The 23,113-nt window shown below is 29.8% G+C and carries 16 protein-coding genes and 1 other annotated feature; of the genes, 3 read left to right on the forward strand and 13 right to left on the reverse strand.

Annotated features, from left to right (window positions below; genetic code table 11):
- Window positions 1-154: 154 nt before the first annotated feature.
- A complete protein-coding gene (locus tag Q0649_RS16025; protein WP_298844330.1) occupies window positions 155-934 on the forward strand; it encodes a 3'-5' exonuclease in 780 nt (259 codons plus the stop codon).
- 42 nt (window positions 935-976) lie between these two features.
- On the opposite strand, the gene Q0649_RS16030 is transcribed toward Q0649_RS16025, so the two are convergent.
- Window positions 977-1,420: a hypothetical protein gene (locus Q0649_RS16030; RefSeq protein WP_298844333.1), complete on the reverse strand. Its 444-nt coding sequence runs from the start codon at window positions 1,418-1,420 to the stop codon at window positions 977-979.
- Between the two features lie 630 nt (window positions 1,421-2,050).
- Here Q0649_RS16030 and Q0649_RS16035 point away from each other — a divergent pair.
- Window positions 2,051-2,371 carry a DUF1540 domain-containing protein gene (locus Q0649_RS16035; protein ID WP_298844335.1) on the forward strand — a complete coding sequence of 107 codons (321 nt, stop codon included), beginning with the start codon at window positions 2,051-2,053 and terminating at the stop codon, window positions 2,369-2,371.
- Window positions 2,372-2,427: 56 nt separating this feature from the next.
- On the opposite strand, the gene Q0649_RS16040 is transcribed toward Q0649_RS16035, so the two are convergent.
- The 4 genes from Q0649_RS16040 to Q0649_RS16055 form a co-directional block, all read right to left on the reverse strand.
- Entirely contained in the window at window positions 2,428-3,108 is a 681-nt protein-coding gene (locus tag Q0649_RS16040; RefSeq protein WP_298844338.1) for a pseudouridine synthase, read from the reverse strand.
- Window positions 3,109-3,310: 202 nt separating this feature from the next.
- Window positions 3,311-4,324, reverse strand: coding sequence for an isocitrate/isopropylmalate dehydrogenase family protein (locus tag Q0649_RS16045; RefSeq protein WP_298844340.1), 1,014 nt, complete (start codon window positions 4,322-4,324; stop codon window positions 3,311-3,313).
- A 4-nt stretch (window positions 4,325-4,328) separates the two neighbouring features.
- Window positions 4,329-6,263 carry an aconitate hydratase gene (locus tag Q0649_RS16050; RefSeq protein ID WP_298844342.1) on the reverse strand — a complete coding sequence of 645 codons (1,935 nt, stop codon included), beginning with the start codon at window positions 6,261-6,263 and terminating at the stop codon, window positions 4,329-4,331.
- Window positions 6,264-6,315: 52 nt separating this feature from the next.
- Window positions 6,316-7,671 (reverse strand): 2-isopropylmalate synthase, encoded by a 1,356-nt coding sequence (locus Q0649_RS16055; protein ID WP_298844358.1) that lies wholly within the window; start codon window positions 7,669-7,671, stop codon window positions 6,316-6,318.
- 519 nt (window positions 7,672-8,190) lie between these two features.
- On the opposite strand from Q0649_RS16055, the gene Q0649_RS16060 reads away from it, so the two are divergent.
- Window positions 8,191-8,913 (forward strand): hypothetical protein, encoded by a 723-nt coding sequence (locus tag Q0649_RS16060; protein ID WP_298844343.1) that lies wholly within the window; start codon window positions 8,191-8,193, stop codon window positions 8,911-8,913.
- Window positions 8,914-8,928: 15 nt separating this feature from the next.
- Here Q0649_RS16060 and Q0649_RS16065 read toward each other — a convergent pair whose 3' ends face one another.
- The 8 genes from Q0649_RS16065 to ileS all read right to left on the reverse strand — a co-directional run bounded on the left by Q0649_RS16065 (window position 8,929) and on the right by ileS (window position 22,126).
- Window positions 8,929-9,111: a hypothetical protein gene (locus Q0649_RS16065; RefSeq protein WP_298844344.1), complete on the reverse strand. Its 183-nt coding sequence runs from the start codon at window positions 9,109-9,111 to the stop codon at window positions 8,929-8,931.
- Window positions 9,112-9,296: 185 nt separating this feature from the next.
- The gene (locus Q0649_RS16070) at window positions 9,297-10,430 is read right to left on the reverse strand and encodes a C40 family peptidase (protein WP_298844345.1); all 1,134 of its coding nucleotides are present in this window, start codon (window positions 10,428-10,430) and stop codon (window positions 9,297-9,299) included.
- Between the two features lie 550 nt (window positions 10,431-10,980).
- Window positions 10,981-11,616 (reverse strand): SH3 domain-containing C40 family peptidase, encoded by a 636-nt coding sequence (locus tag Q0649_RS16075; RefSeq protein ID WP_298844346.1) that lies wholly within the window; start codon window positions 11,614-11,616, stop codon window positions 10,981-10,983.
- A 213-nt stretch (window positions 11,617-11,829) separates the two neighbouring features.
- Window positions 11,830-12,897 carry a mannose-1-phosphate guanylyltransferase gene (locus Q0649_RS16080; RefSeq protein ID WP_298844348.1) on the reverse strand — a complete coding sequence of 356 codons (1,068 nt, stop codon included), beginning with the start codon at window positions 12,895-12,897 and terminating at the stop codon, window positions 11,830-11,832.
- Between the two features lie 130 nt (window positions 12,898-13,027).
- Window positions 13,028-13,462 (reverse strand): HipA N-terminal domain-containing protein, encoded by a 435-nt coding sequence (locus Q0649_RS16085; RefSeq protein ID WP_298844350.1) that lies wholly within the window; start codon window positions 13,460-13,462, stop codon window positions 13,028-13,030.
- A 108-nt stretch (window positions 13,463-13,570) separates the two neighbouring features.
- Window positions 13,571-17,650, reverse strand: coding sequence for an AAA domain-containing protein (locus tag Q0649_RS16090; RefSeq protein ID WP_298844351.1), 4,080 nt, complete (start codon window positions 17,648-17,650; stop codon window positions 13,571-13,573).
- 119 nt (window positions 17,651-17,769) lie between these two features.
- Window positions 17,770-18,768: a LacI family DNA-binding transcriptional regulator gene (locus Q0649_RS16095; RefSeq protein ID WP_298844353.1), complete on the reverse strand. Its 999-nt coding sequence runs from the start codon at window positions 18,766-18,768 to the stop codon at window positions 17,770-17,772.
- 256 nt (window positions 18,769-19,024) lie between these two features.
- Window positions 19,025-22,126 carry an isoleucine--tRNA ligase gene (gene ileS, locus Q0649_RS16100; RefSeq protein ID WP_298844355.1) on the reverse strand — a complete coding sequence of 1,034 codons (3,102 nt, stop codon included), beginning with the start codon at window positions 22,124-22,126 and terminating at the stop codon, window positions 19,025-19,027.
- 131 nt (window positions 22,127-22,257) lie between these two features.
- Window positions 22,258-22,476: a binding site (T-box leader), on the reverse strand.
- Window positions 22,477-23,113 lie beyond the last annotated feature (637 nt).

A 23,113-nucleotide genomic window follows, 5' to 3' on the forward strand; every position in this document is an offset into this window, starting at 1 on the left:
ATAAACTACTTTATACATAATGTTCAATTGTTTGTGGTGGAGCAATAACTACCAAGGTGTTTTTTATTCCCATAAATGATATAATATTTAATATCATAATATCCACTATTAAAGACTATAATATATATTATTAAATAAGTTTAGAGGTAATTGAATGAATTATATTGTATTTGATTTAGAATTTAACCAAGGCTACAATTTTGCAAAAGGAACTAAATGTTTAATTAATCCTAAGTGTCCCTTTGAAATAATCCAAATAGGCGCTATAAAACTAAATGACCATTTTGAGACTATTGGAACTCTTGATGTAATAGTAAAACCAGAAATTTATACTACACTCAATCCCTTTGTAAAAGAACTTACCGGGATAACAATGGAGGAACTTAATAAAGGCATATCTTTTAAAAAAATGTATAAAGATTTTTTAAATTTTATTAAAGCTGATAGAAGTGTATTATGCGTATGGGGAATTGCTGATATAAAGGAATTAATTCGTAATATAGAATATTATGAATTGGACACTTTAAGTGCACCAATAGAATATATCGATATTCAATCCCATGCATCTACTGCTCTTGATTGCAAAAAAGGAATTAACATTGGGCTAGGTAATGCAGCTAAACTGCTTAGTGTACCTATAGAAAGTCAATTTCATGATGCTTTTAATGATGCTTTCTATACTACTGAAGTTTTCAAAAAAATCTATAACAGTAAAATTGAACCCAACATATACGTTCCTAAAGTTAAAAGATTAAACCGATTAGGTGTCCAAAATTATAAAATTGACCTTCATAGTTTAACTAATCAATTTGAAAAAATGTTCAAGAGAGAAATGAGTATAGATGAAAAATCTATTATTAAATTATCTTATATTATGGGTAAAACAAATCAATTTCAAATTAAAATTGACACAAAAATAAAGCAAAAAAAATAAAATCAGTATAGAATTATTTTCTATACTGATTTTTTATAATTATTAGTTTTCTGTTTCTTCACTTACTTCATTTTCCACATTAGGATTTTTATTTTCTAAATTAGCTTTTCTATTATCCAATGTATTGAGATTTATAGGATGAGTAATCATGTCTTCTGTTGTACTCATTATAAATCTGTTTAAATATATTTTTCCCTCTGGAGTGTTTGCTACAGCATAAGGCTCTGTATCTTTTTTAAATAGAACCCATGTATAACCATTGTTAATTACTCTATTTAAATCTTCTTTATCAATTATTGTTCTTGCTTTCTCTTTACCGTATCTGTCTCTTAATATTACAGCAACAGACTCTTCATCTATTCCTTCATAACTATTCATTGTGTTTTGATCATATACCTCTAAGTTGGATTTTCTATTGTCTAGAGTATCCCCATTAATATGTCTTACAGGTGCTTTTGGATGAACATTTAATATAAATGATTGCAAACTTTGCTTTCTTCTATATTTCTTTTCTTCGATATAATAACTACCTAGATTTTGTGCTAAGAAATTATTAAAATCTTTATTCCATTCTGCAAACCAACGACCTTTTTCTAATACCCTTTGTAAATCTTCAGTATCTATTTTACAATCAATGGTAGTACCATCTTTTTTAAGTATTTTTAAAAATGTAATATCTGCTAATGTCTGGAATTTGTTTAATTTAACTTCAACTTTAGGAGTTTCTTTCTTATTTTCAACTTTAACGGTTTCTTTTTTAATTTCGTTTTTTATGATAGGACACCTCTTTCTTCTATTTAGGCATCATCAAAAAATAACCAGTCAGCATACTAGCCTATTTTTTTAATATGCCTTGTAAGGGCTTTAAAATCATATATAATTTTAATATTTCCCTAATTTTTTTAATAACAACTCAATTTTCCTTAGGACACACATGTTTATTTTACTACATTATTTTAATTATACCACATTTCCCGGCTAAATTGGCATATTTCTAATAATATTATTTTTTATTTTAAAATAATATTAAATATTTTGTTATAATTTTCTTTATAATAAATATTTTTTTACCTTTTAGGTTAAACTTCTTAATATATAAATTAAGGAGGAGATACCATGCCAAAAATCAATTGTAGTGTTTCAAATTGCTCTCATAATGATGAAAACACATGTTATGCTAATATAATAAATGTCGGAGGTAAAAGTGCTAGAAAAGATTCCGATACTTGTTGTTCTACTTTTTTAGATTGTATTGCCTATAGCGATCTTACCAATATAGTAAATGATAAGAAGAATGAATGTGATGTAATTTCTTGTAATGTTGGTACTTGCACCTATAACTCTAACGAACTGTGTAGCGCGAAATCCATAGATGTTAATGGTGAAAACGTTAATCTCTACTCAGAAACTGACTGTTTAACTTTTAAAGCTAAATAATTATACAACTTTAATAAGAAATAAGGATATCTTAGTACTCAATATAAGGTATCCTTTTAACTATTTCTTAATCCTATTACCTCACCTATGGTTAGTTTACGCCACATGCCACTCTCTATCCCATCAACTTTTATATCAACAATTCGAATGCGCTCTAGTCTTACAACTGTATATCCAAAAGTTTTACTCATTCTACGAATTTGTTTATTTAACCCTTGTGTTAGAATAATTTCAAATGTATTCTCTGATATTCTACTAACTTTACAAGGCCTTGTGTTAACACCACAAATTTGAACTCCTTTTGACATGCCTTCAATAAAATTATTATCATACGGCTTATTTATAGTTACTATATATTCTTTCTCGTGTTCATTTTTAGATTCTAAAATATTATTTGCAAGTTCGCCATCGTTAGTCATAAGTATCAACCCCTGGGATGCCTTGTCTAACCTGCCAACTGGGAATATGTATTCTGGATAATTCATGAAGTCAATTATATTACTAGCTACTGTTTTTTCTGCAGTGCATGTAATTCCAACAGGTTTGTTAAGTGCGATATAAATTTTTTCCTTTTTTATTATATTTTTATTATCAACAAGAATATTATCCTTTTCCTCTACCCACTGACCCTTCATACAAAGTAGTCCATTTACAATTATTCTATTTTCCTCAATAAGTTTATTAGCTCCAGTTCTTGAGCAAATCCCATAATTACTAAGAAGTTTATTTATTCTCATAATAACTCTTTTTCCTTTCATTATAAAATATAGATATATGTTTACATTTATCTATATATCTATATATGTCTACAAATATATATAAACATTTTAAGTTTATTTATAAAATAAGTATACATCATAATAACATATCGTCTTAAAAAAAATGACCCATAAGCAATCTGCTCATGAGTTATTACTAATATGTCAAAATTTACAACCATTAATTAGTTTGTTCTAGCATTTTATCAATTACAACTTGTGTAAACTCGATTGTTCCAGTTTTACCACCTAAATCGCAAGTTAAATGTTTTCCTTCTTTAAGAACAGCAACTACCGCTTGTTCTATTTTATTTGCAGCCTTAACTTCTCCTATATGTCTTAGCATCATTACTGATGATAGAATACAAGCAGTTGGGTTAGCTATGTTCTGCCCTGCTATATCTGGAGCTGATCCATGAGCTGGTTCAAACACTGCACCGTCTTCACCAATGTTAGCTCCTGGTACTAGTCCTAGTCCACCAACTAAACCTGCTGCCATGTCAGAGAGTATATCTCCATATAGATTAGGCATAACAAGCACATCATATTTCTCTGGATTCATAACAAGTTTCATGCTCATGGCATCAACTATAACATCTCCAAAGGCAATATCTTTATGTGTAGCTGCAACACTTCTTGCGCATCGTAAGAACAATCCATCAGAAAGTTTCATGATATTTGCTTTATGAACAGCTATAACTTCTTTTCTATTTTGTTCTTTTGCTATTTTAAAAGCATATTCCACAATTCTATCGCTAGCTTTTTTACTTATTATCTTTATGCTCTCAGCAATGTCGTCAGTAATCATATGTTCTATACCTGCATATAAATCCTCACTATTTTCTCTTACTATTATTAAATCAACATTTTCAAATCTTGAAGGAACCCCTTCAAATGTTCTTATAGGACGTATATTAGCATAAAGATTTAATTCTTGTCTTAATGTAACATTTACACTTTTAAATCCTTTTCCAACTGGTGTAGTTACAGGTCCTTTAAGTGCAACTTTATTCTTTTTAATGCTTTCTAAAACATAAGGAGGCATAGGAGTACCAAACTCTTCTATAACTTCTGCACCCATACGTACTATTTCCCAATTAATGCAGGCTCCACTTTTTTCTAATATCTTAACAGTAGCTGTGGTTACTTCTGGTCCAATTCCGTCTCCTGGTATAAGTGTAATATTATGTTTCATTATTCTACGCACCTACCTTTTTCTTGTTTTTCATAAGATTTATTAATCCACCGTGTATAAGCATTTCTTTTTCTCTTTGAGTTACTTCAGGAAGAGTTTCATACTCAGTTCCTTTTGTAATGTTTTTTACAATAACTGTATCTTTTTTTATTTGATTTGCAGCATCTTTAATTACTAATTCATCCATCATATCTATATTTTCATAATCCTTAGCGTCTTTAAATACCAATGGTATTATAGCGTTATTAATTAAATTAGCTTTATGAATTCTTGCAAAAGATTTTGTAAGAACAACCTTAACTCCTAAATACAGTGGTGCAAGTGCTGCATGTTCACGGCTTGATCCTTGACCATAGTTTGAGCCTGCAACTATTATTCCTCCATCATATTTTTTAGCCTTAGCTGGAAACTCTGCATCGCTAGGTGTTAAACAAAACTCTGCAAGATATGGAATGTTAGATCTAAATGGAAGTAATTTCGCATTAGATGGCATTATATCATCCGTTGTAATGTTATCGCAAAGTTTAGTTAAAACTTTACCTGTAACATTTTCATCTAATTCTTTTGCTTTAGGGAATGGCTTTATATTAGGTCCTCTTTTAACTTCTAAATCTGTTCCATCTTCTGCTGGTGTTATTATTAAATTATCATTAATCAAGAATTTTTCTGGCATAGGCACAACAACTGCTTCTCCAAGTTCTCTTGGATCTGTTATATACCCTTTAAGTGCTGATGCAACCGCAACTTCTGGGCTTACAATATAAACACTTGCAGAAACTGTCCCTGATCTGCCTTTAAAATTTCTATTAAAAGTTCTTAATGATACTGCATCAGTTGCAGGCGCTTGACCCATTCCTATACAAGGACCACATGCACTTTCAAGTATTCTAGCCCCAGCATCAATCATATCTCCAAGTGCACCGTTTTTAGACAGCATATTTAAAACTTGTTTTGAACCTGGTGCAATAGCAAGTGACATCTCTTCAGGTATTGTTTTACCTAAAAGTATTTTTGACACTTTCATCATATCAACATAAGATGAATTAGTGCAACTTCCTATTAACACTTGATCTACTTTTATATCTTTTAGTGAGGATACTAAAACTACCTTATCTGGACTATGAGGACAGGCAGCAAGAGGTTCAATTTTACTTAAATCTATTTTAACTACCTCATCATATACTGCTCCATCATCCGCCTTAAGTTCTACATAATCTTTTTCTCTATCTTGCGCTTTTAAGAATGCATGAGTTACCTCATCACTAGGAAAGATTGAAGTTGTTGCTCCAAGCTCTGCACCCATATTTGTGATAGTTGCTCTATCTGGTACGCTTAAAGTTTTTAGTCCCTCTCCAGCATACTCAAATATTTTATTAACTCCACCTTTAACTGTTAACCTTCTTAATAACTCTAAAATAATATCTTTAGCTGCAACCCAAGGATTAAGTTTTCCTGTTAACTCTACTTTTACAATTTTAGGCATTGTTATGTAATATTCTCCACCGCCCATTGCAACAGCAACATCAAGACCACCTGCGCCTATAGCAATCATTCCTATTCCGCCACCAGTTGGAGTATGGCTATCAGACCCAAGTAAAGTTTGACCTGGCACACCAAATCTTTCTAAGTGTACTTGGTGACAAATACCATTCCCAGTTTTAGAAAAATATATGCCATGTTTTTTTGCTACATTTTGTATATATAAATGATCATCTGCATTTTCTGGACCAGTTTGCAAAATGTTATGATCTATATAGGCAACAGACTTTTTAGTTTGAACTTTATCAATTCCCATAGCTTCAAATTGAAGATATGCCATTGTACCAGTAGAATCTTGGGTTAAGGTTTGATCTATCTTAATTGCAATCTCACTATTAGTAATCATTTCTCCCTTAACCAAATGGGCTTTAATTATTTTTTGCGCAGCAGTATATGCCATGTTATCCCTCCATTTTATATATATAAATTTGTTCTACAATATCTAACATATATCAAAAATCATTATTATTATTATGTTTTTTCGTACTTAATTGTGGAATAATTTTTCTTGCAATTAGTTCTAATTCTTCACTTTTCATTACAGTGCTTCTTCCAGTCTCATATTGCTTATCTACCCAGTCTTTTATAGTATTAATTCTTTCATCTTTTTTATCAATTTTATCTGAATCCTTCAATCTATAATAAGTATTAACCCAAGCTGCAATACCTGCATGTCCTGAGTGTTCATTAACTGCCACAACAATTGGCCTACCTAATATTTTTTCAGTATCAAAAATATTGTATATTTCTTCGTCCTTTAGTATTCCATCTGCATGAATACCTGCCCTTGTAACATTAAATTCACTACCCACATAAGGTGTCCTAGGTGGAATACTATATTTAAACTCACCTTCAAAGTATTGTCCAATCTCACTTATAAGCTTAAGATTCATATTTTTTACATTTCCTCTTATTTGACCATATTCTATAATCATTGCTTCAAGTGGACAATTACCTGTTCTCTCACCAATACCAAAAAGTGATGTATTTATAGCTGAGCATCCGTGTAACCATGCTGTAGTAGCATTGGGAACTACATTATAAAAGTCATTATGTCCGTGCCATTCAAGATACTGCGAAGGCACTCCACCATACTTTATTAATCCATTGATGATTTGTGGCACACTTCTTGGGAGCTCCGTCCCACAGTAAGGCAAACCAAGACCTAATGTATCACAGGCCCTAATTTTTATCTTAATACCAGATTCCCTGGATAACTGCATAAGCCTTTGTACTAGTGGTATAACAAAACCAAAAAAGTCAGCTCTAGTTATATCTTCAAGATGACATCTTGGAACTATTCCATTTTCTAGTGCTTCTTCTACCAATGAAACGTATAGATCCATCGCCTCTTGCCTTGTTTTATTAAGCTTTTTGAATATATGATAATCTGAGCAGGACATAAGCATTCCAGTCTCTTTAAGTCCCATGTCCTTAACAAGTTTAAAATCTTCCTTATTTGCTCTTATCCATGATGTTACCTCTGGAAATTCATATCCTCTTGCTAAACATTTCTTAACGGCATTTCTATCCTTCTCCGTATATAAAAAGAACTCTGTTTGTCTAATTATACCCGAATTATTATCAAGTTTGTGTAAATAATCGAATATTTTAACTATTTGCTTTTCAGTATAAGTATCCATAGACTGTTGACCATCCCTAAATGTAGTATCCGTAATCCAAATATCATCAGGTATAGACATTGGAATCTGCTCTCCTCCAAAAATAACCTTAGGAATTTCTGAGTATGGGAATATATCTTTAAACAACCTAGGCTGCTGTTCATTCACTAACTTAAAATCGCTCATATCAATCTTAGACTCATTATTATTTATTAATTTGAACTTATTCACTTATTCTCCCCCTTCTTAGTCATTCCTTATTTGCATTTTTAACTACTGCATATAATTCAAGAATATATGAATGCTACACGCATTAAAATTTCATTTAATGCTAATTATATAGGTTGTGAATAGTTTTGTAAAGATATTTTGCAACATCGAACTGCATATCCATCATTTATCAAAATAGTTATTCTTATGGTAATTAAATGAAAGTTATTTTGAGCAACTTTCCCTTTTTATAATCTATATCAAGACCTCACTCTTTATCATACTGAACTACATCATATTCTAAAAAACAAATAGTCCTGTTTAGCCCTAAATAGTCCACATAGATTCTTAAATTTTTTTATTTTATTATTATTAATATTATTTGGCCAATAAGGAAAACTAATATAAATAAAATTATTGGAGTGGATATATTTGAGAAAAATATTTTTAATTATAATATTAATACTTTCTTCTTTATTATTCCCTATAAAAGCCATGGCAATTGATAATACTAAATCAAATGAATGTATGTTGTTATTTAATTTGCCTGATAAAGGCGTTATGCAAGGGATGACATTCTTTGATGGATATTTTTATTGTAGTTTTGATTTAAGTAATGGAAATGGAAAAATAGTTAAATATGATAGTGTCGGAAGTAAAATATCTGAAACAAAACCTATGGCTATAGGTCACTGTGCAGAAATCTCATATAGGGCGAGTACCAATAAAATATATATTTGTAATGGTGGTGGAAATAATCCAACTCATGTTTATGTTGTCGATTATAATTCAAGTAAAATACAAACTGATTTAAATTATGCACGTTTAGGTCATTCTGCTTTACTTGCTATAGATAATGTACACAATTTTTTAATTTTACATACTACTTTAAGTGGTGACACTGGAAACCCCAAATTTACTATTATAAACTTAGCTAACATGAGTACAGTTGCTAGTTTTAATATTGTTAGCCAAGGAATTCCTCAAGGGCTTGAAACAGATGGAAAGAATATTTACCTATATACAAATAATAAAATCACAATAATAGATTATAATGGTACTATAATTTCGTCTTATTCTATAAATAAAACAGGAGAAAGTGAAGGTTTAACAATTGCTTTTGAAAATGGGACATCATTTTTAGCCATGGGATATAATTCTCCAAATAGAATTTATGCATTAAAAAGCAATAAAAAAAAGAAGCCTAGCAGCTTCTAAATAATTCTTTATTCTTTATTTCTTATAAATCTTTAAAGCATCGAAAGAATTATTTTTTTCAAATATAAATGTTGCTCCATAGCCGTCACGACCTATTACATTCTCATTGCCTTCCTTAAGTACAATATTATTATCTTCATCTGTATATCCTAATTCAAAATCATCTAATAAAGTTAATAGTTTTTGTTTATCTGTCATTTTTTCCACCCCTCGCCACTATAATATATTTTTTATTATACCTTATTGGTATTTAATATTCAACAAGTTAACAAAATATTACAAAAACTTTAGTGCAGATAAATCAAGAAATATCCAAAAAGGAAGCATCAAAATGATTTTCATCCTTCTTATGCTTCCTTTAATTATTATTTTTATATTAACTTCTAAAAGATTCTTCTTCCAGTTAAAAATGCTGTTCTCCAATAACCACTTAGTTCAGTTATATGAACAACTGTGCCAGTTTTTTGTGCTTGCATAAATTTATTATTTCCAACATATATTCCCACATGAGAAGCCCCTAGAAAAAACACTAAATCTCCTACTTGAAGATTGTTTATACTAACAGCTCTACCTTCTCCTACTTGGGTATAAGTTGTTCTAGACAAATTAACACCGACACTTTTATATATATATTGCACGAATCCTGAACAATCAAAACCAGTAGAAGGTGTTGCGCCGCCATATGTATAACGTATTCCAAGTAACTGATTTGCATTCGCCATTAGATTACTTATTTTAGACGCTGTACTTCCTTCTAATGATGTACCCGACTTTGGTATTGTAACAACTGCTGAAGTTGTACTTACATATGATTTTGCAATATATCCCCATGTGTTATTATATTTGATTTTGTAATAACCATTTAAAGTTCCATATAAACTTATGTTATTAGTTGGATTAATTGATCCAATAACATTATTTCCTGAAGCTGCAGTTCTACGTACATTTAAACACCATACCTTAGTACTTCCTACCCCAGTTTTGGTTGTGCTAGATAGTGTAGCAGAGTTTGTTGTTGTTACAACTGTTGAAGCTGTTGTTGTACTTACATATGATTTTGCAATATATCCCCATGTATTATTATATTTGATTTTGTAATAACCATTCAAAGTTCCATATATGCTTATATTTTTAGTTGGATTAATTGATCCAATAACATTATTTCCTGACGTCGCAGTTTTTCGTACATTTAAATACCATACGCTAGTACTACCTACTCCGGTTTTGGTTGTACTAGATAACGTAGCAGATGATGCATTAGTAGCTTGTCCTATTTTCACATACGAACTACTCACATATCCAGTTTTGCCATTATACGTTACTTTGTAAAACGCACCACTTTTCCCTAAAGTATTTATCTTCGTATTTCTTGGTATCGAAGTTAAAATTGAAGATGATAGTGAAGGTTTCTGCCTAACGTTTAACGCACTTGCATTTATTACTCCACTATCAGCAAACGCAACTTTAGAACTTGCTAGAGTTAAGAATATTGTTATTAAAGCTAATCTTCCTTTCATTATTTACCCCCAATATTTATTTTAAGTGTATGTCACTTTTTGCGCGGATATAAATTAATAAAAATACTATACTATTGCTTTCTATTAATTAATTTAGATAATTTATATTTTGCGCTTTATTTATTTAAATTTTGTAATCGTTTAAAATTAATAGTTGTTTCTTTTTAATATTAATTTTTCATCATCATTTAAGTATTTAAAAATATTCGCCGGCAAATATTTATATATTTATTAGGCTTTTAGTTCTGGTTTATTTGTTTAGATATTAGGCAAAACTTGTTATTTTTTTCTTCAACATTTATATTATACCAAAAAAATATAATTTGTAAAATTTTTTTGTTGTTTTTAAGCACCATTAGTTGCTAATTTGCCTAATTACAAAGCAAAATAAGACATAATTTCATGTAAAAAATATGTGGCCATTTTTGCTGTTTATTAATGTAGATTAATTTTTATTAAGTTATATATTAGAATTCAATTTAATAAAATTTTATTATTTTTATTTATTTAGTCATAAAACAAACAAAATTATCGAATTTTTGGATCATTTTTAAAGTATTCTTCTTCCTGTTACAAATGAGGTTCTCCAGTAACCACTTAATTGAGTTGTCTGAATAACTGTACCCGTTTTTCTTGCTTGTATAAATTTGTTATTTCCAATATATAATCCCACATGTTCATTTCCTATAAAAAATACTAAATCACCTGCTTTAAGACTTCTCAAACTCACGATTTTACCTTTTTTTACTTGTTGATAAGTTGTTCTTGGTAAATTAACACCAACACTTTTATAAATATATTGTGTTAACCCTGAGCAATCAAAACCAGTAGATGGAGAAGTTCCACCATATCTATAACGAGTTCCTAGTAATTTTTGTGCTCTTGACACAATAGTATTCAGTTTAGATGATGTACTTGATGAAGCAGTGACAGCTTGTACCATTTTTATATATGAACCATACACATATCCAGTTTTCCCTTTATAAGTTACTTTGTAAAAAGAACCATTTTTCCCCAGAGTATTTATCTTCGTATTTCTTGGTATAGAAGTTAAAACCGAAGATGTAAGTGAAGGTTTCTGCCTAATATTTAGTGTGCTTGCATTTACTACTCCACTATCAGCAAATACAGTATGAGAACTTGCTAGAGCTAATAATACTACAAATAAAGCTAATATTTTTTTCATATACTCCCCCCAAATTTATAATTATATCAAGTTACTTTTACATATTTTTCTTATTATATTTAACATAATGTTTACATTATACCAGAAAAATGTATTTATTGACAATTAAATTAATTCTTTTATTAAAAAAGTTAGAAAAATAATTCCATATTATATAAACACTAAAAAACTCCACCTAGGTAAAACACCCAAGTGGACCTTATTGAAATTATTTTATATATATTTCTCCGTTTCTTTACTTTCTTTTAGTTCATTAACTAAATGCTTAATCTCTTGATCCTTATTTTTGTCCATTACGAGTATTACATCTCCTGCATCAACAATTATAAGGTCCTTTATACCAAATCCAATTATCAATCTATCTTTGCCAAATACTGAGCAGTTTTCGCTCTCTTCCATAAACGTATTACCCAAAACATTGTTGCCACGTAAATTACTTAGGAATCTTGAAAGTGCTGCAAATGTCCCTATATCATCCCATACGAAATCGCATTTTATAACAAAAGCCCTTCTGGTCTTCTGCATTATACCAAAATCAACAGATATACCATCTATATTATTATATTGTTCTTTTATTACATCGCTTTCCTCATCAGTTTCTAATGATTGATATATGGTCATTAATCTTTTATACATCTTAGGTAAATATTTTTCCATTTCACGCAAGTATACATCTGCTCTCCATACAAACATACCACTATTCCAAAGGAAATTACCTTTTATAAGCAAGTCTTTTGCTACTTCCGCGTTAGGTTTTTCTAAAAATCGTTCTACTCTAAATGTAGGTATCTCTGCATTTACTCTATCACCCATTTCTATATAACCGTAACCAGTCTCTGGCCTTGTAGGTTGCACTCCTATGGTTACTAACCCTCTTTTTTTATTTGCAATTTCAACTCCTTGAAGTACTGTTTCTTTAAACTCCTTTTCATTTTCTATATAATGATCAGAAGGTAGCACTATCATAGTTGCTTCCTTGTCTAGTTTTAATAGTTTTGCGGCAGATAGACCAATACATGTAGCAGTCTCTTTATTACTTGGTTCCACAAATATATTTTCCCTTTTAATCTCTGGAAGTTCATCACAAATTTTATCAAAGTACTCTTCATTAGTAACTACATAAATATTTTCATTGCTAACTAAACACTTTATTCTATCTACAGTGCTTCTTAAAAAGCTCTTATTATTAATAATATTTAAAAACTGCTTTGGGTTTTGGGCACGAGATAGAGGGTAAAGTCTTGTTCCTTTTCCACCTGCTAAGATTAGTACATATAACAAAATACCACCCCAAATTATTACTCATTTTATTTTATGAATTACATGCCTATGTTGTGAGAACAATTTTCGCATAAAAAAAATAAAAGTGTGTAAAATGAAAAATACATTTACACACTTTTAAAGTTTTTATTTATTGTTCATCCTCAAGGCTCTTTTCTTCATCCACAAAACTTTTTTCTTCATCCTCAATTGTTTTTTCTTCATCACAACAAGAACTAAATTCAATATTGTCGTTTAGAATTTTATCTCCAATTATTTTTAACAATTCGAAGTCATCATATTTTTTAAGATCATATTCTTTTAAAATTAATGTTTTATCCTTTTTACCATGACCTGGTAGACGAATAGAAAATGTTCTAAATAATTCTTCTCTAAAATACTTCGCATCTACTTTAGGAAAACACGGAAATAGACTAAATCCATATTCTTTAGCCTTTTGCACCTCAATAACATCATATTTAAAATAATACTTTCCAGTTTTTTTACTTAATTCTCCTACTTTAAAAGATTCGCCTTGGTTGTTTTTCCATTTAATACATATTGTACTATCCAATTTGCAATTCATCCCTCTCACCCTCTTATTTAAAAATCATCATATTATTATATTGTTGTGGTGATAGCTATATAACAAATATTAGTACGAAAATCTAGCAATACTAAGTTTCTATCTACTCTATTTTTTTAATTTTTCGATCAACTTATCCATAGCCAAGGTAGGATTTCTATAAAATTCACTTGCTCGTATTTTATAAAACTCCCATCCAACTCTCTCGAGGCACATCTGCATTTCATACTGTTTTTGCCAGTCGTAATCCTCGTCGCCTGTCATTCCAATACATTTTACTGCTATTTTTTTATAATGTTCATCACTAGACGAAAGCGACAAATCTGTTTCTACAATAAAATCTATAATATATTTTCCTACTTTAACCTTCGGTGTAATCTTATATCCATTTTCTTTTATATATCTTCCTATATTCTCCTCAAAATCATTTAACAATAAATACTTATCTGATTTAATCTCTTTTTTAGGTTCATTTTCATCTAAGCAGTATTTTAATAATGCATGTCTTACACATTTATCACTAAGATCCTCTAAGTCTACTGAGTGAAATAACCACATCTGATTTCTAGCACGGCTAGCAGCTACATTAAATCTTCTTATATCAGAATCTTTAGTTAAGGCTGCAAATTTAGCATTATTCGCAATAACCATAGATAAAAACATTACATCTCGCTCATCACCTTGGAAGGAATATGCATCTCCACATATAAGTCTTCTCCTTAAGATTTCCTCCATCCCTAGCTTCTCAACTAACATACTTAGTATTAATTCAGCTTGGACGTCTCCTAGAAGTGATATTACTCCCATAGTCATGTTCTTGTACCTTTCATTACTACAGCACTCTACTATCTGTTTTACGATACTCTCTGCTTCTAATACATTTAGAGCCTTAGTTTTATCTTTATATCCGCCTATTACTTTTCGCGTTACTATAAATGGTCCAACTTTTTCTTTTTCTTCTATTCTCCTTAAAGGTATTATTTCATTAGAGTAACATAATTCATTACTAAATCCAATTATCTCTGGCACGCATCTAAAGTGTTCCTTTAATAATAACCTACTAGGAAATACTCTTAGGGCCGTATTATATAAACTGGTTTTTAAATCAAACCACTGTGCATGTGGAATATCCTCTAAGTATGTGCTTATAAGTGTTTCAACAATTGCATGATCTTTTCCAATTGCTTCAGGACTTATTTGTTTTTCATCCCCTACAATAACTGCCTTTTTAGCTCTCATCAAAACAGTTATAGCTGATATGTCACTTTGGCTGCTCTCATCTACAATTACTACATCAAATAAATTATCTGTGAGCTTTAAATTTTCCATAACTCTATTTATAGGCATTATCCATACAGGAATTACATCCTTGCAATTATCCATTTCCTTTTGTGCAATTTTTCTATACTTTACTGCCTGAGTACCCGTGCCTTTTCCTATCCTTTTTATAGCTTCCATCCATGTAAATAAGCTTCGTTTCTGTACTTCTGTAGTCCTCTCTATTTGATTAAACCAACTTCTTTTAGAAACAAGATCTCTTATAATTTGCTTTTCTTTACTTTTTTCCCGGGCAATATTTTTCTCTAAAGCTTCTACATCAACTTCTTCTAATTTTTGTAAATAGTCATTCCATTTTCTCCAGGTCCATGCCTTTTCAAAACTTAAACTGTCTAAATTTTCTATAGTTTTATCTTCATCATTTATAATGTTTTTAAGTAATATAGGGCAACACATTTTTAATTTATAACATAAATCTTTTAATTCTAATGCATTCTCAGCTGTTTTCATCAATTCCCTAATTTCTATATATACAGCTTGTACACCCTTAACATTTCTTGCATTTATAGCCTGTTGTAATTTCCCTAGGCAGCCGAAATTATTAAAGCTTGTCTTTATTTCTTCCATTTTTAGATTTAATTTGTTGTATTTGTTTATCTGCCTTAAACTCTCAAATCCCTTTTTAAGATAACTATATGTTTCTTTATCATACCAATATGAATCACTCTTTAAGTTCTTCCCACTCACATTTTTATCAGGTAAAAAATTAATTATGTTATTTTTAAAGGTTTTATCCCAATTTATTATTTCGTAAATACCTTTAATATCATCTACAATACCACTAACATAATTTAAATCTGTTTCACCAATAAGTTTTCCACCATATTCTTTTACTGTGTTATTCCAAATGTTTTTAAGTTCTCTTTCTAATAGCTGTAATTCTATATATAAATTAACTACAGTTATTTGCTCACTGGTATTTATAAACTCATAATCCACTTTAGAGTCCTCGAATATATATTTAAGATTCCCATGAAGCATTTTAAATAGAACACCAAGTTTACCTTTCTCACTAATTGTTTTTGCTATAACGTCAAAATCATTTTTAAATTTATTTATATCAATTTCTAAAGGTAACTCTAATTTATGATTATTTAATTCTTGCTTAAATTTACTAATGTTTTTTATATAATCATTACCCTTATATACTAATTGTTGCCACAAACCTTGAGTCTCACTATTAGAGTAATAATCTTTCATAACATTTCCTAGCCAGCTATTTTCAAACCCTTCGAATTTTTCTATTGCATCATCTACCAGTTTAAGTAACCTTCTATTTCCATAATCTATAGAAATTGCACTATTTAAATCCTTAATATCATCTTCATAAATATGTTTTTGCTGCCCTAGTTTAACTAGTTCCGAAATATCATCACATAACTCTTCTTCCCTTGGAAGTATAGCTATGTATTTATCAATATTATCTATTTCCTGTATTTGCTGTTTTGTAATTACAGATGACAATGTAACTAGTCTTTTAAATTCTTCAGAAGTTAAAGGGTTCTCTTTATCAAAATTAAGCTTGTCTACTATCCACGAACTATTAACTTCATTATCTTTAACCCATTTAGCCATATACATTAGTGTATACTTTTTCCCCTCATATTCTACCTTTTCATTTTCTCTATCATCAATGCATTTTAACTCTTTATACAAATTTTTCTGTGTATCAACGCAATTATTGTGTTTATACTTTAAAAGTTTTATTTCCTTACGTAATTCTTTTGTGTCCATAGATAAACTTTCTGTTATTTTTCTAACAGACTCATCCAATTCCTCTAGTGATTTAGTATCATTTCCTAGTATGCTTATGCACAAGGCTCTAACCTCTTCAGGTATTTTATTAGACAAAACTCTTAGTGCCCTATCTGTTTGACTTGTCACTAATACCCTTTTACCATGTGCCAAAAGATGGCATATTAGATTAGCAATAGAATGACTTTTACCAGTACCTGGTGGTCCCTGTATTACTACGCCAAAGTTTTCAGCTAATTTTTTAGTTATTTCCATTTGTTCCTCATTAGCCGGTAGTGGAAACAATACATCTTCTCCTACTTCTTTCCATTCATTAGAAGTCTGAACATCTTGCACTACTTCAACTGTAGATACTAATGCCTCCACCGTTTTAGGAATAGGAAATCCGGCTCTTATTTGTGATAATACATCATTTAATTCCATATTCCAAAGTCTTGTATCAACTTTTCTAAGTATAATACAAGGTGCATTATAAAATTGTATATTTGTTTTAGTCAATATATCAGATGCACTACTTAGTTCATCAATATAAACATCCTGACTATTAGAATTTAAAAGCGTAGCTAACTCTTCAAATATTTTTGAAGCCATTTTAATGTCTCTTACATCCAGAGCCATATCTTTTGCTTTATTTCTTATTTTCAGTAAACTATCTAGATTTACCTCCAAATACTCATTTAAAAATTCAAGTTCCACATTTGTTTGATTATTATATGGTTTTAAAGTGAAGCTTTTTTTCTTTGAGTCAAACTTTATTTCCATTTTAGTAGTAAATATAGGATGAATTATTTCTTTATCTTCTTTTTCCCAACTTAGTAATCCATTTGACCAAACTATTTCTAAATCTTCACTGTTTTTCTCTAGTTGTAAATATGTCTTTTGAAACTGATTATATAAATCTTGTGTTCTCTCATCTATGCTTAACCAATAATCTTTATTATCATCAATGTTAAAAGTACATCCACTAACATCTTGGAGTTCTTTTTGCCAATATACTTTTTCATATTCGTTTATATTTCTTATAGTCTTTTGATTCATATTTTTAATGCTGAGTAAATATGAGAATATTTTTTCTACTTTTTCGTTAATATTCAAAGCTTCATTACCTCCAATTTATTAATTCATCATTTATACTATGGAGTATTTTATTCGTACAAAATCATATAATGTAAAAAGTCTTATTAAAACTTAAGTAGTTTTAATAAGACTTTTATTTATTTACAAGAATCTCTCTCCACTATTCTATAAGGTAATACAAAATGTTTTTCTTCAACCACTAAATTATTTATAGATTTTATAAGCATTCTCATACTAACAGAACCCATATCATACATTGGTTGAGATACTGTAGTAAGCTTTGGATAAAATGTTGATGCTGAATAAATATCATCAAAACCCATGACATCTATTTGTTCTGGGACATTAATAGATTTATCTCTTAATGCATTTATTACTCCCATAGCTATTTCATCACTAGCACAGAATACAGCATCCACATTGGCACCTGTATCTAATATAACATTAATCCCTGTATACCCATCTCTAGTCTTAACTCCACCAAGATAAATTAAATCTTTATTAAGAGTCATTCCCATATCTGAAATTCCCTTGGTGTAACCTGTGTATCTTTGAGATAATGCATTAACTTTTTCTATAGAAGTCCCTACATATGCAATATTCTTGTTACCTTTATCTGCTAAATATTTCACTGCATCTGCTGCTGCCATTACATTATCAATAGCAACACTAGGGAATATGCCCTGGGCATCAGTTGTCTCTACAAGAACAACTGGCATCTCTAATTCTTTTATTAAATTTATAACATTGTTTTCTATGGAATTACTCATATATATAACTCCATCTATCATTTTTTCTTTAAGTATTCTTAAAGATTCCATTTCTTTTTCTACATCTAAATCTGCATTACAAAGCATAATATTATAATTATAAATATTAGCTACATCCTCACAACCCCTAACTATTTCAGGGTAAAACTGGTTAGATATATCTGGTATAATTATTCCTATTGTACTAGATTTTTGTGTTTTTAAACTTCTAGCAACTATATTAGGCCTGTATGATAATTTTTTTATTGCATCTTTTACCTTTTTCTTCGTATCTTCATTTACCACATCTATGTCATTTAGTACTCTTGATACTGTTGCAATAGAAACTCCCGCTTCTCTTGCGACATCTTTTATTGAAGCAGCCATATTCCTCAACTCCCACTATTTTCTTATCTTACCATTATACTTATAAAAACCATTCATTTCAAGCTATAATACGAACTTACACTAAAGTATGTCCCAATACAATAATTCTAACCTATACTTTTTATTATTGCCAGTTAATATATTCCTTAATCATGGCCTTATCTTATTTATTTCTTCATTTTATAGATCATTTCAAACTTTATAATTGTTAAAACAGAGTATGAGGTATTTGCCACATACTCTGTTTTACTGTTAATTATAACTTCACTAAATCTAATTGTAAGTCCTCACCATTTATCTTTACGGTCTTGTATTCTCTGTCTGCGTTATATACAATTTCCACCGATAAAGTATCTTTTTTAATTTGATCTTCAAATTTAGATATTACCTTTTGAAGCATTTCATTTCCAGATACATATGTTCTAATCTTATCAGCAACTTCAAAACCAGTTTCTTTTCTCATGTTCTGAATTTTGCTTAAGATTTCACGTACATTTCCTTCTTCTTTAAGCTCATCAGTTATGTGAGTAATTAATACTACTCCCATTTCGCCTTCACCAGCAAAAGCATAACCTTCAAGTCCTTGCATTGTAACAAGCAATTTTTCGCTATCTAAGTCTATATCAGTTCCAGCTACATTAATAGTAACTACATTACCCTTGTTTATAGTTTGAGCAAGCTCCATTTGATTCATAGCTCCTATAGCTTTTTTAATGCCAGGTATTAATCTGCCGTATGGTTTACCAAGCACTGGCAAATTAGGTTTAATTTCAAATTTAACATATTTAGAAAGATCAGCTCCTAGCTCTACTTCCTTAATATTAAGTTCTTCTTTAACTATCTGTCCATAATACTCAGGAAGAGATTTAGAACTAACAAGCATCTTCGCAAGTGGCTGTCTATTTTTTATATTTGCAGCATTTCTTGCACTTCTTCCTAATTTAACAATCCTATAGGCCTTATCCATTTCTTCTTCTAAATCCTTATTAACTTGATCTTCTTTATATTCAGGCCAAGCACATAAATGAATACTCTCTGGTGCATTTTTATCAAATGCAACTACTAAATTTTGATATAACTCTTCTGTTATAAATGGTATAAATGGTGCAGATATTTTAGCAAAAGTTGTTATAACTCTATATAATGTCATATAAGCACTTATTTTGTCTTCTGTAAGTGATTCTACCCAATATCTTGATCTATTACGTCTTACATACCAGTTAGAAAGTTCCTCGATAAAATCTTCTAGCTCAAGCGCTCCTTGAGTTATTCTATAGTTACTTAAGTGTTCATCTATATCTTTTACTAATGAATTTAATTTTGACATCATCCATTTGTCCATAATATTAACAGGCTCAAAAGTTTCATATTTAGTTGGGTCAAAATTATCTATATCTGCATATAAAACGTAGAATGAATATACATTCCAAAGGGTTCCTATGAACTTTCTTTGTGCATCTATAACAGCGCCCTCATAAAATCTTGAAGGTAACCATGGTGCACTAGTTGTATAGAAATACCATCTTAAAGCATCTGCTCCTTCATTTTCAAGAATCGTGAATGGGCTTAAAACATTACCTTTATGTTTAGACATTTTTAGTCCATTTTTATCTAATACATGGCCTAGTACTATACAGTTTTCAAATGGATTTGTATCAAATACAGTAGTAGATATTGCAAGTAGGGTATAGAACCATCCTCTTGTTTGATCCACTGCTTCTGAAATAAATTGAGCAGGGAAATTAGCTTCAAATACTTCTTTGTTTTCAAATGGATAATGATGTTGAGCAAATGGCATTGATCCTGAATCAAACCAACAATCTATAACTTCTTCTACCCTAGTCATAGTTTTTCCGCATTTTGGACATTTCAAATGTACATTATCTATATATGGTTTATGAAGTTCTATTCCCTCCGGTACATCTATTCCTTTTTCATTAAGTTCTGCTATGCTTCCTATAAGTTCTCTATGTCCGCATTCACATTCCCATATTGGAAGTGGAGTTCCCCAGTATCTCGTTCTACTTATGCTCCAATCTATAACGCCTTCAAGGAATTTACCCATCCTACCTGTTCTCACGTTATCTGGCATCCAATTAACCTTATTATTATTTTCTATAAGTTTGTCTCTCATTGAAGACATACGTACAAACCAACTTTCTCTTGGATAATATAAAAGTGGTGTATCACATCTCCAACAGTGTGGATATGAATGTTCAAATTTTTCTGCTTTATATAAAATATTCTTTTCTTTTAAGTATTCTAGTATCTTAGCATCTGCATCTTTAACAAAGATGCCTTTCCATGGTGTAACGCAGTCAACAAACTTACCTTCTACGTCAACTAAGTTAATAAGTGGTAAATCATATTTCTTACCAATTAAGTTATCATCTTCACCATATGCTGGGGCAATATGAACTATACCAGTACCATCAGAAAGAGTTACAAAATCTCCATGAACTATATAGAAAGCTTTTTCTTTTGGAGTATAGAAATCAAACATTTGCTCATATTCAAGGCCCAGCAAAGCTTCTCCTTTAAATTCACGTACTACCTCGTAATCTCCATCGAGTTTACCTAATAAGTCCTTTGAAAGTATTAAAGTTTCACCTTCTTGAACGGCTTCAACATAATCATATTTTTTATTAACTGCAAGGGCTACATTACTTGGAAGCGTCCAAGGAGTTGTAGTCCAAACAAGTATGTATTTATCTTCATTTTTTACTTTAAATTTTACGTATGCTGACATTTCTTTTACATCTTTATATCCTTGAGCTACTTCATGTGAAGATAAAGAAGTTCCACATCTTGGGCAATAAGGCATTACCTTATGACCTTTGTATAATAAATCTTTTTCCCACATTTGCTTTAATGCCCACCAAACTGATTCAATGTAATCATTATGATAAGTTACATATGGATTATCCATATCCACCCAGTATCCTACCCTCTCAGACATTTCTTTCCACATGTTAGCGTAACTAAAAACACTTGCCTTACATTCTTCAACGAATTTTTCTACTCCGTATGCCTCTATGCCAGGCTTACCATTAATTCCAAGTTTCTTTTCTATTTCAAGTTCTACTGGTAATCCATGAGTATCCCACCCAGCTTTCCTTGGAACATTATATCCCTTCATTACCTTGTACCTTGGTATTAAATCCTTCATAACTCTAGTTAAAACGTGACCTATGTGTGGTTTTCCATTGGCTGTTGGTGGGCCATCATAGAAAGTAAATGTCTTTCCACCCTTATTTAAGTCAAAATTCTTTTGAATGATATCTTTTTCTTTCCAAAGCTTAAGTACATTATTTTCTATGTCCATAAAACTCTTGGAAGGATCAATTTTTTTATACATAATAAGACTCCTTTTTCAATTTTATTTGATAATAACTAATTAGATATGTAATACTTCTAATCTTAATTTTCATAATCTTTGTTAGTTACTAATTAAAACTACATTTTTAAATATAAAAACTCCGCCCTATTTAATAGGGCGAAGTTAAATTCGCTAAACCACCTATATTATAAATATAAAATCAAGTACAACTATACCTTATTCTTTAACGCAGAAATACGGATAAGCTTACTATACCTTCAGCCACCGGCTCCTAGGTGATTTTCTTTAAACCTTCACTATGAGTTCTCACCTTTACCCACTCTCTTTAAGCTACTTGTTTAAATACTTTTCCTAATCAAAGCTTTTAATTAGTCATAATTAATAATTAATATAAATATATTATAAATTAATATAACTTCTTACCATTATATTATAATGAATTTTTGTTGTCAATTTGTTTTTGAATTTTCTTACAATTAATATGATCAAAAACTATTTATTTTAAATTTTAAATCTATATTAAAGCATAAACACCTCACTATCTAATAATTATTATACATTTTTCATTTTTAATAATAACTACTACTATTATTTATTTAATACATTTCCCTAGATATATGTGATATAATATTACTTAAAAATGAACCTTATTATAATATAAAAAATATAAATAATCTTAAAATTTGTTTCTTTAATGAATTTATGTTTTCATCAACTTGCAAAATAGCATCATTATTTCGTAATTAATTAAAATTCATGATGTTTTGTATTGACACAGTTTCATTTTTGTAATAAAATCATTTTATTTACAAATAAAATTCAGTTATGTATTAGTATGGTTTTTCTTTATCTCCTAATACAAGTTAATTGTTGCAAACATGTCAAATTTTATTTAAATTTTATTCATAAAAATGTCAATTAAGTTATTCCAGTGACTTTTTAACAATTATATATATATTTAAAGGAGGACTATTATTTTGAAAAAATTAATTTATGTAATTCCTA

Origin of the sequence: uncultured Clostridium sp., assembly GCF_937920395.1 — a bacterium.
Classification (GTDB): Bacteria; Bacillota; Clostridia; order Clostridiales; family Clostridiaceae; genus Clostridium_AD.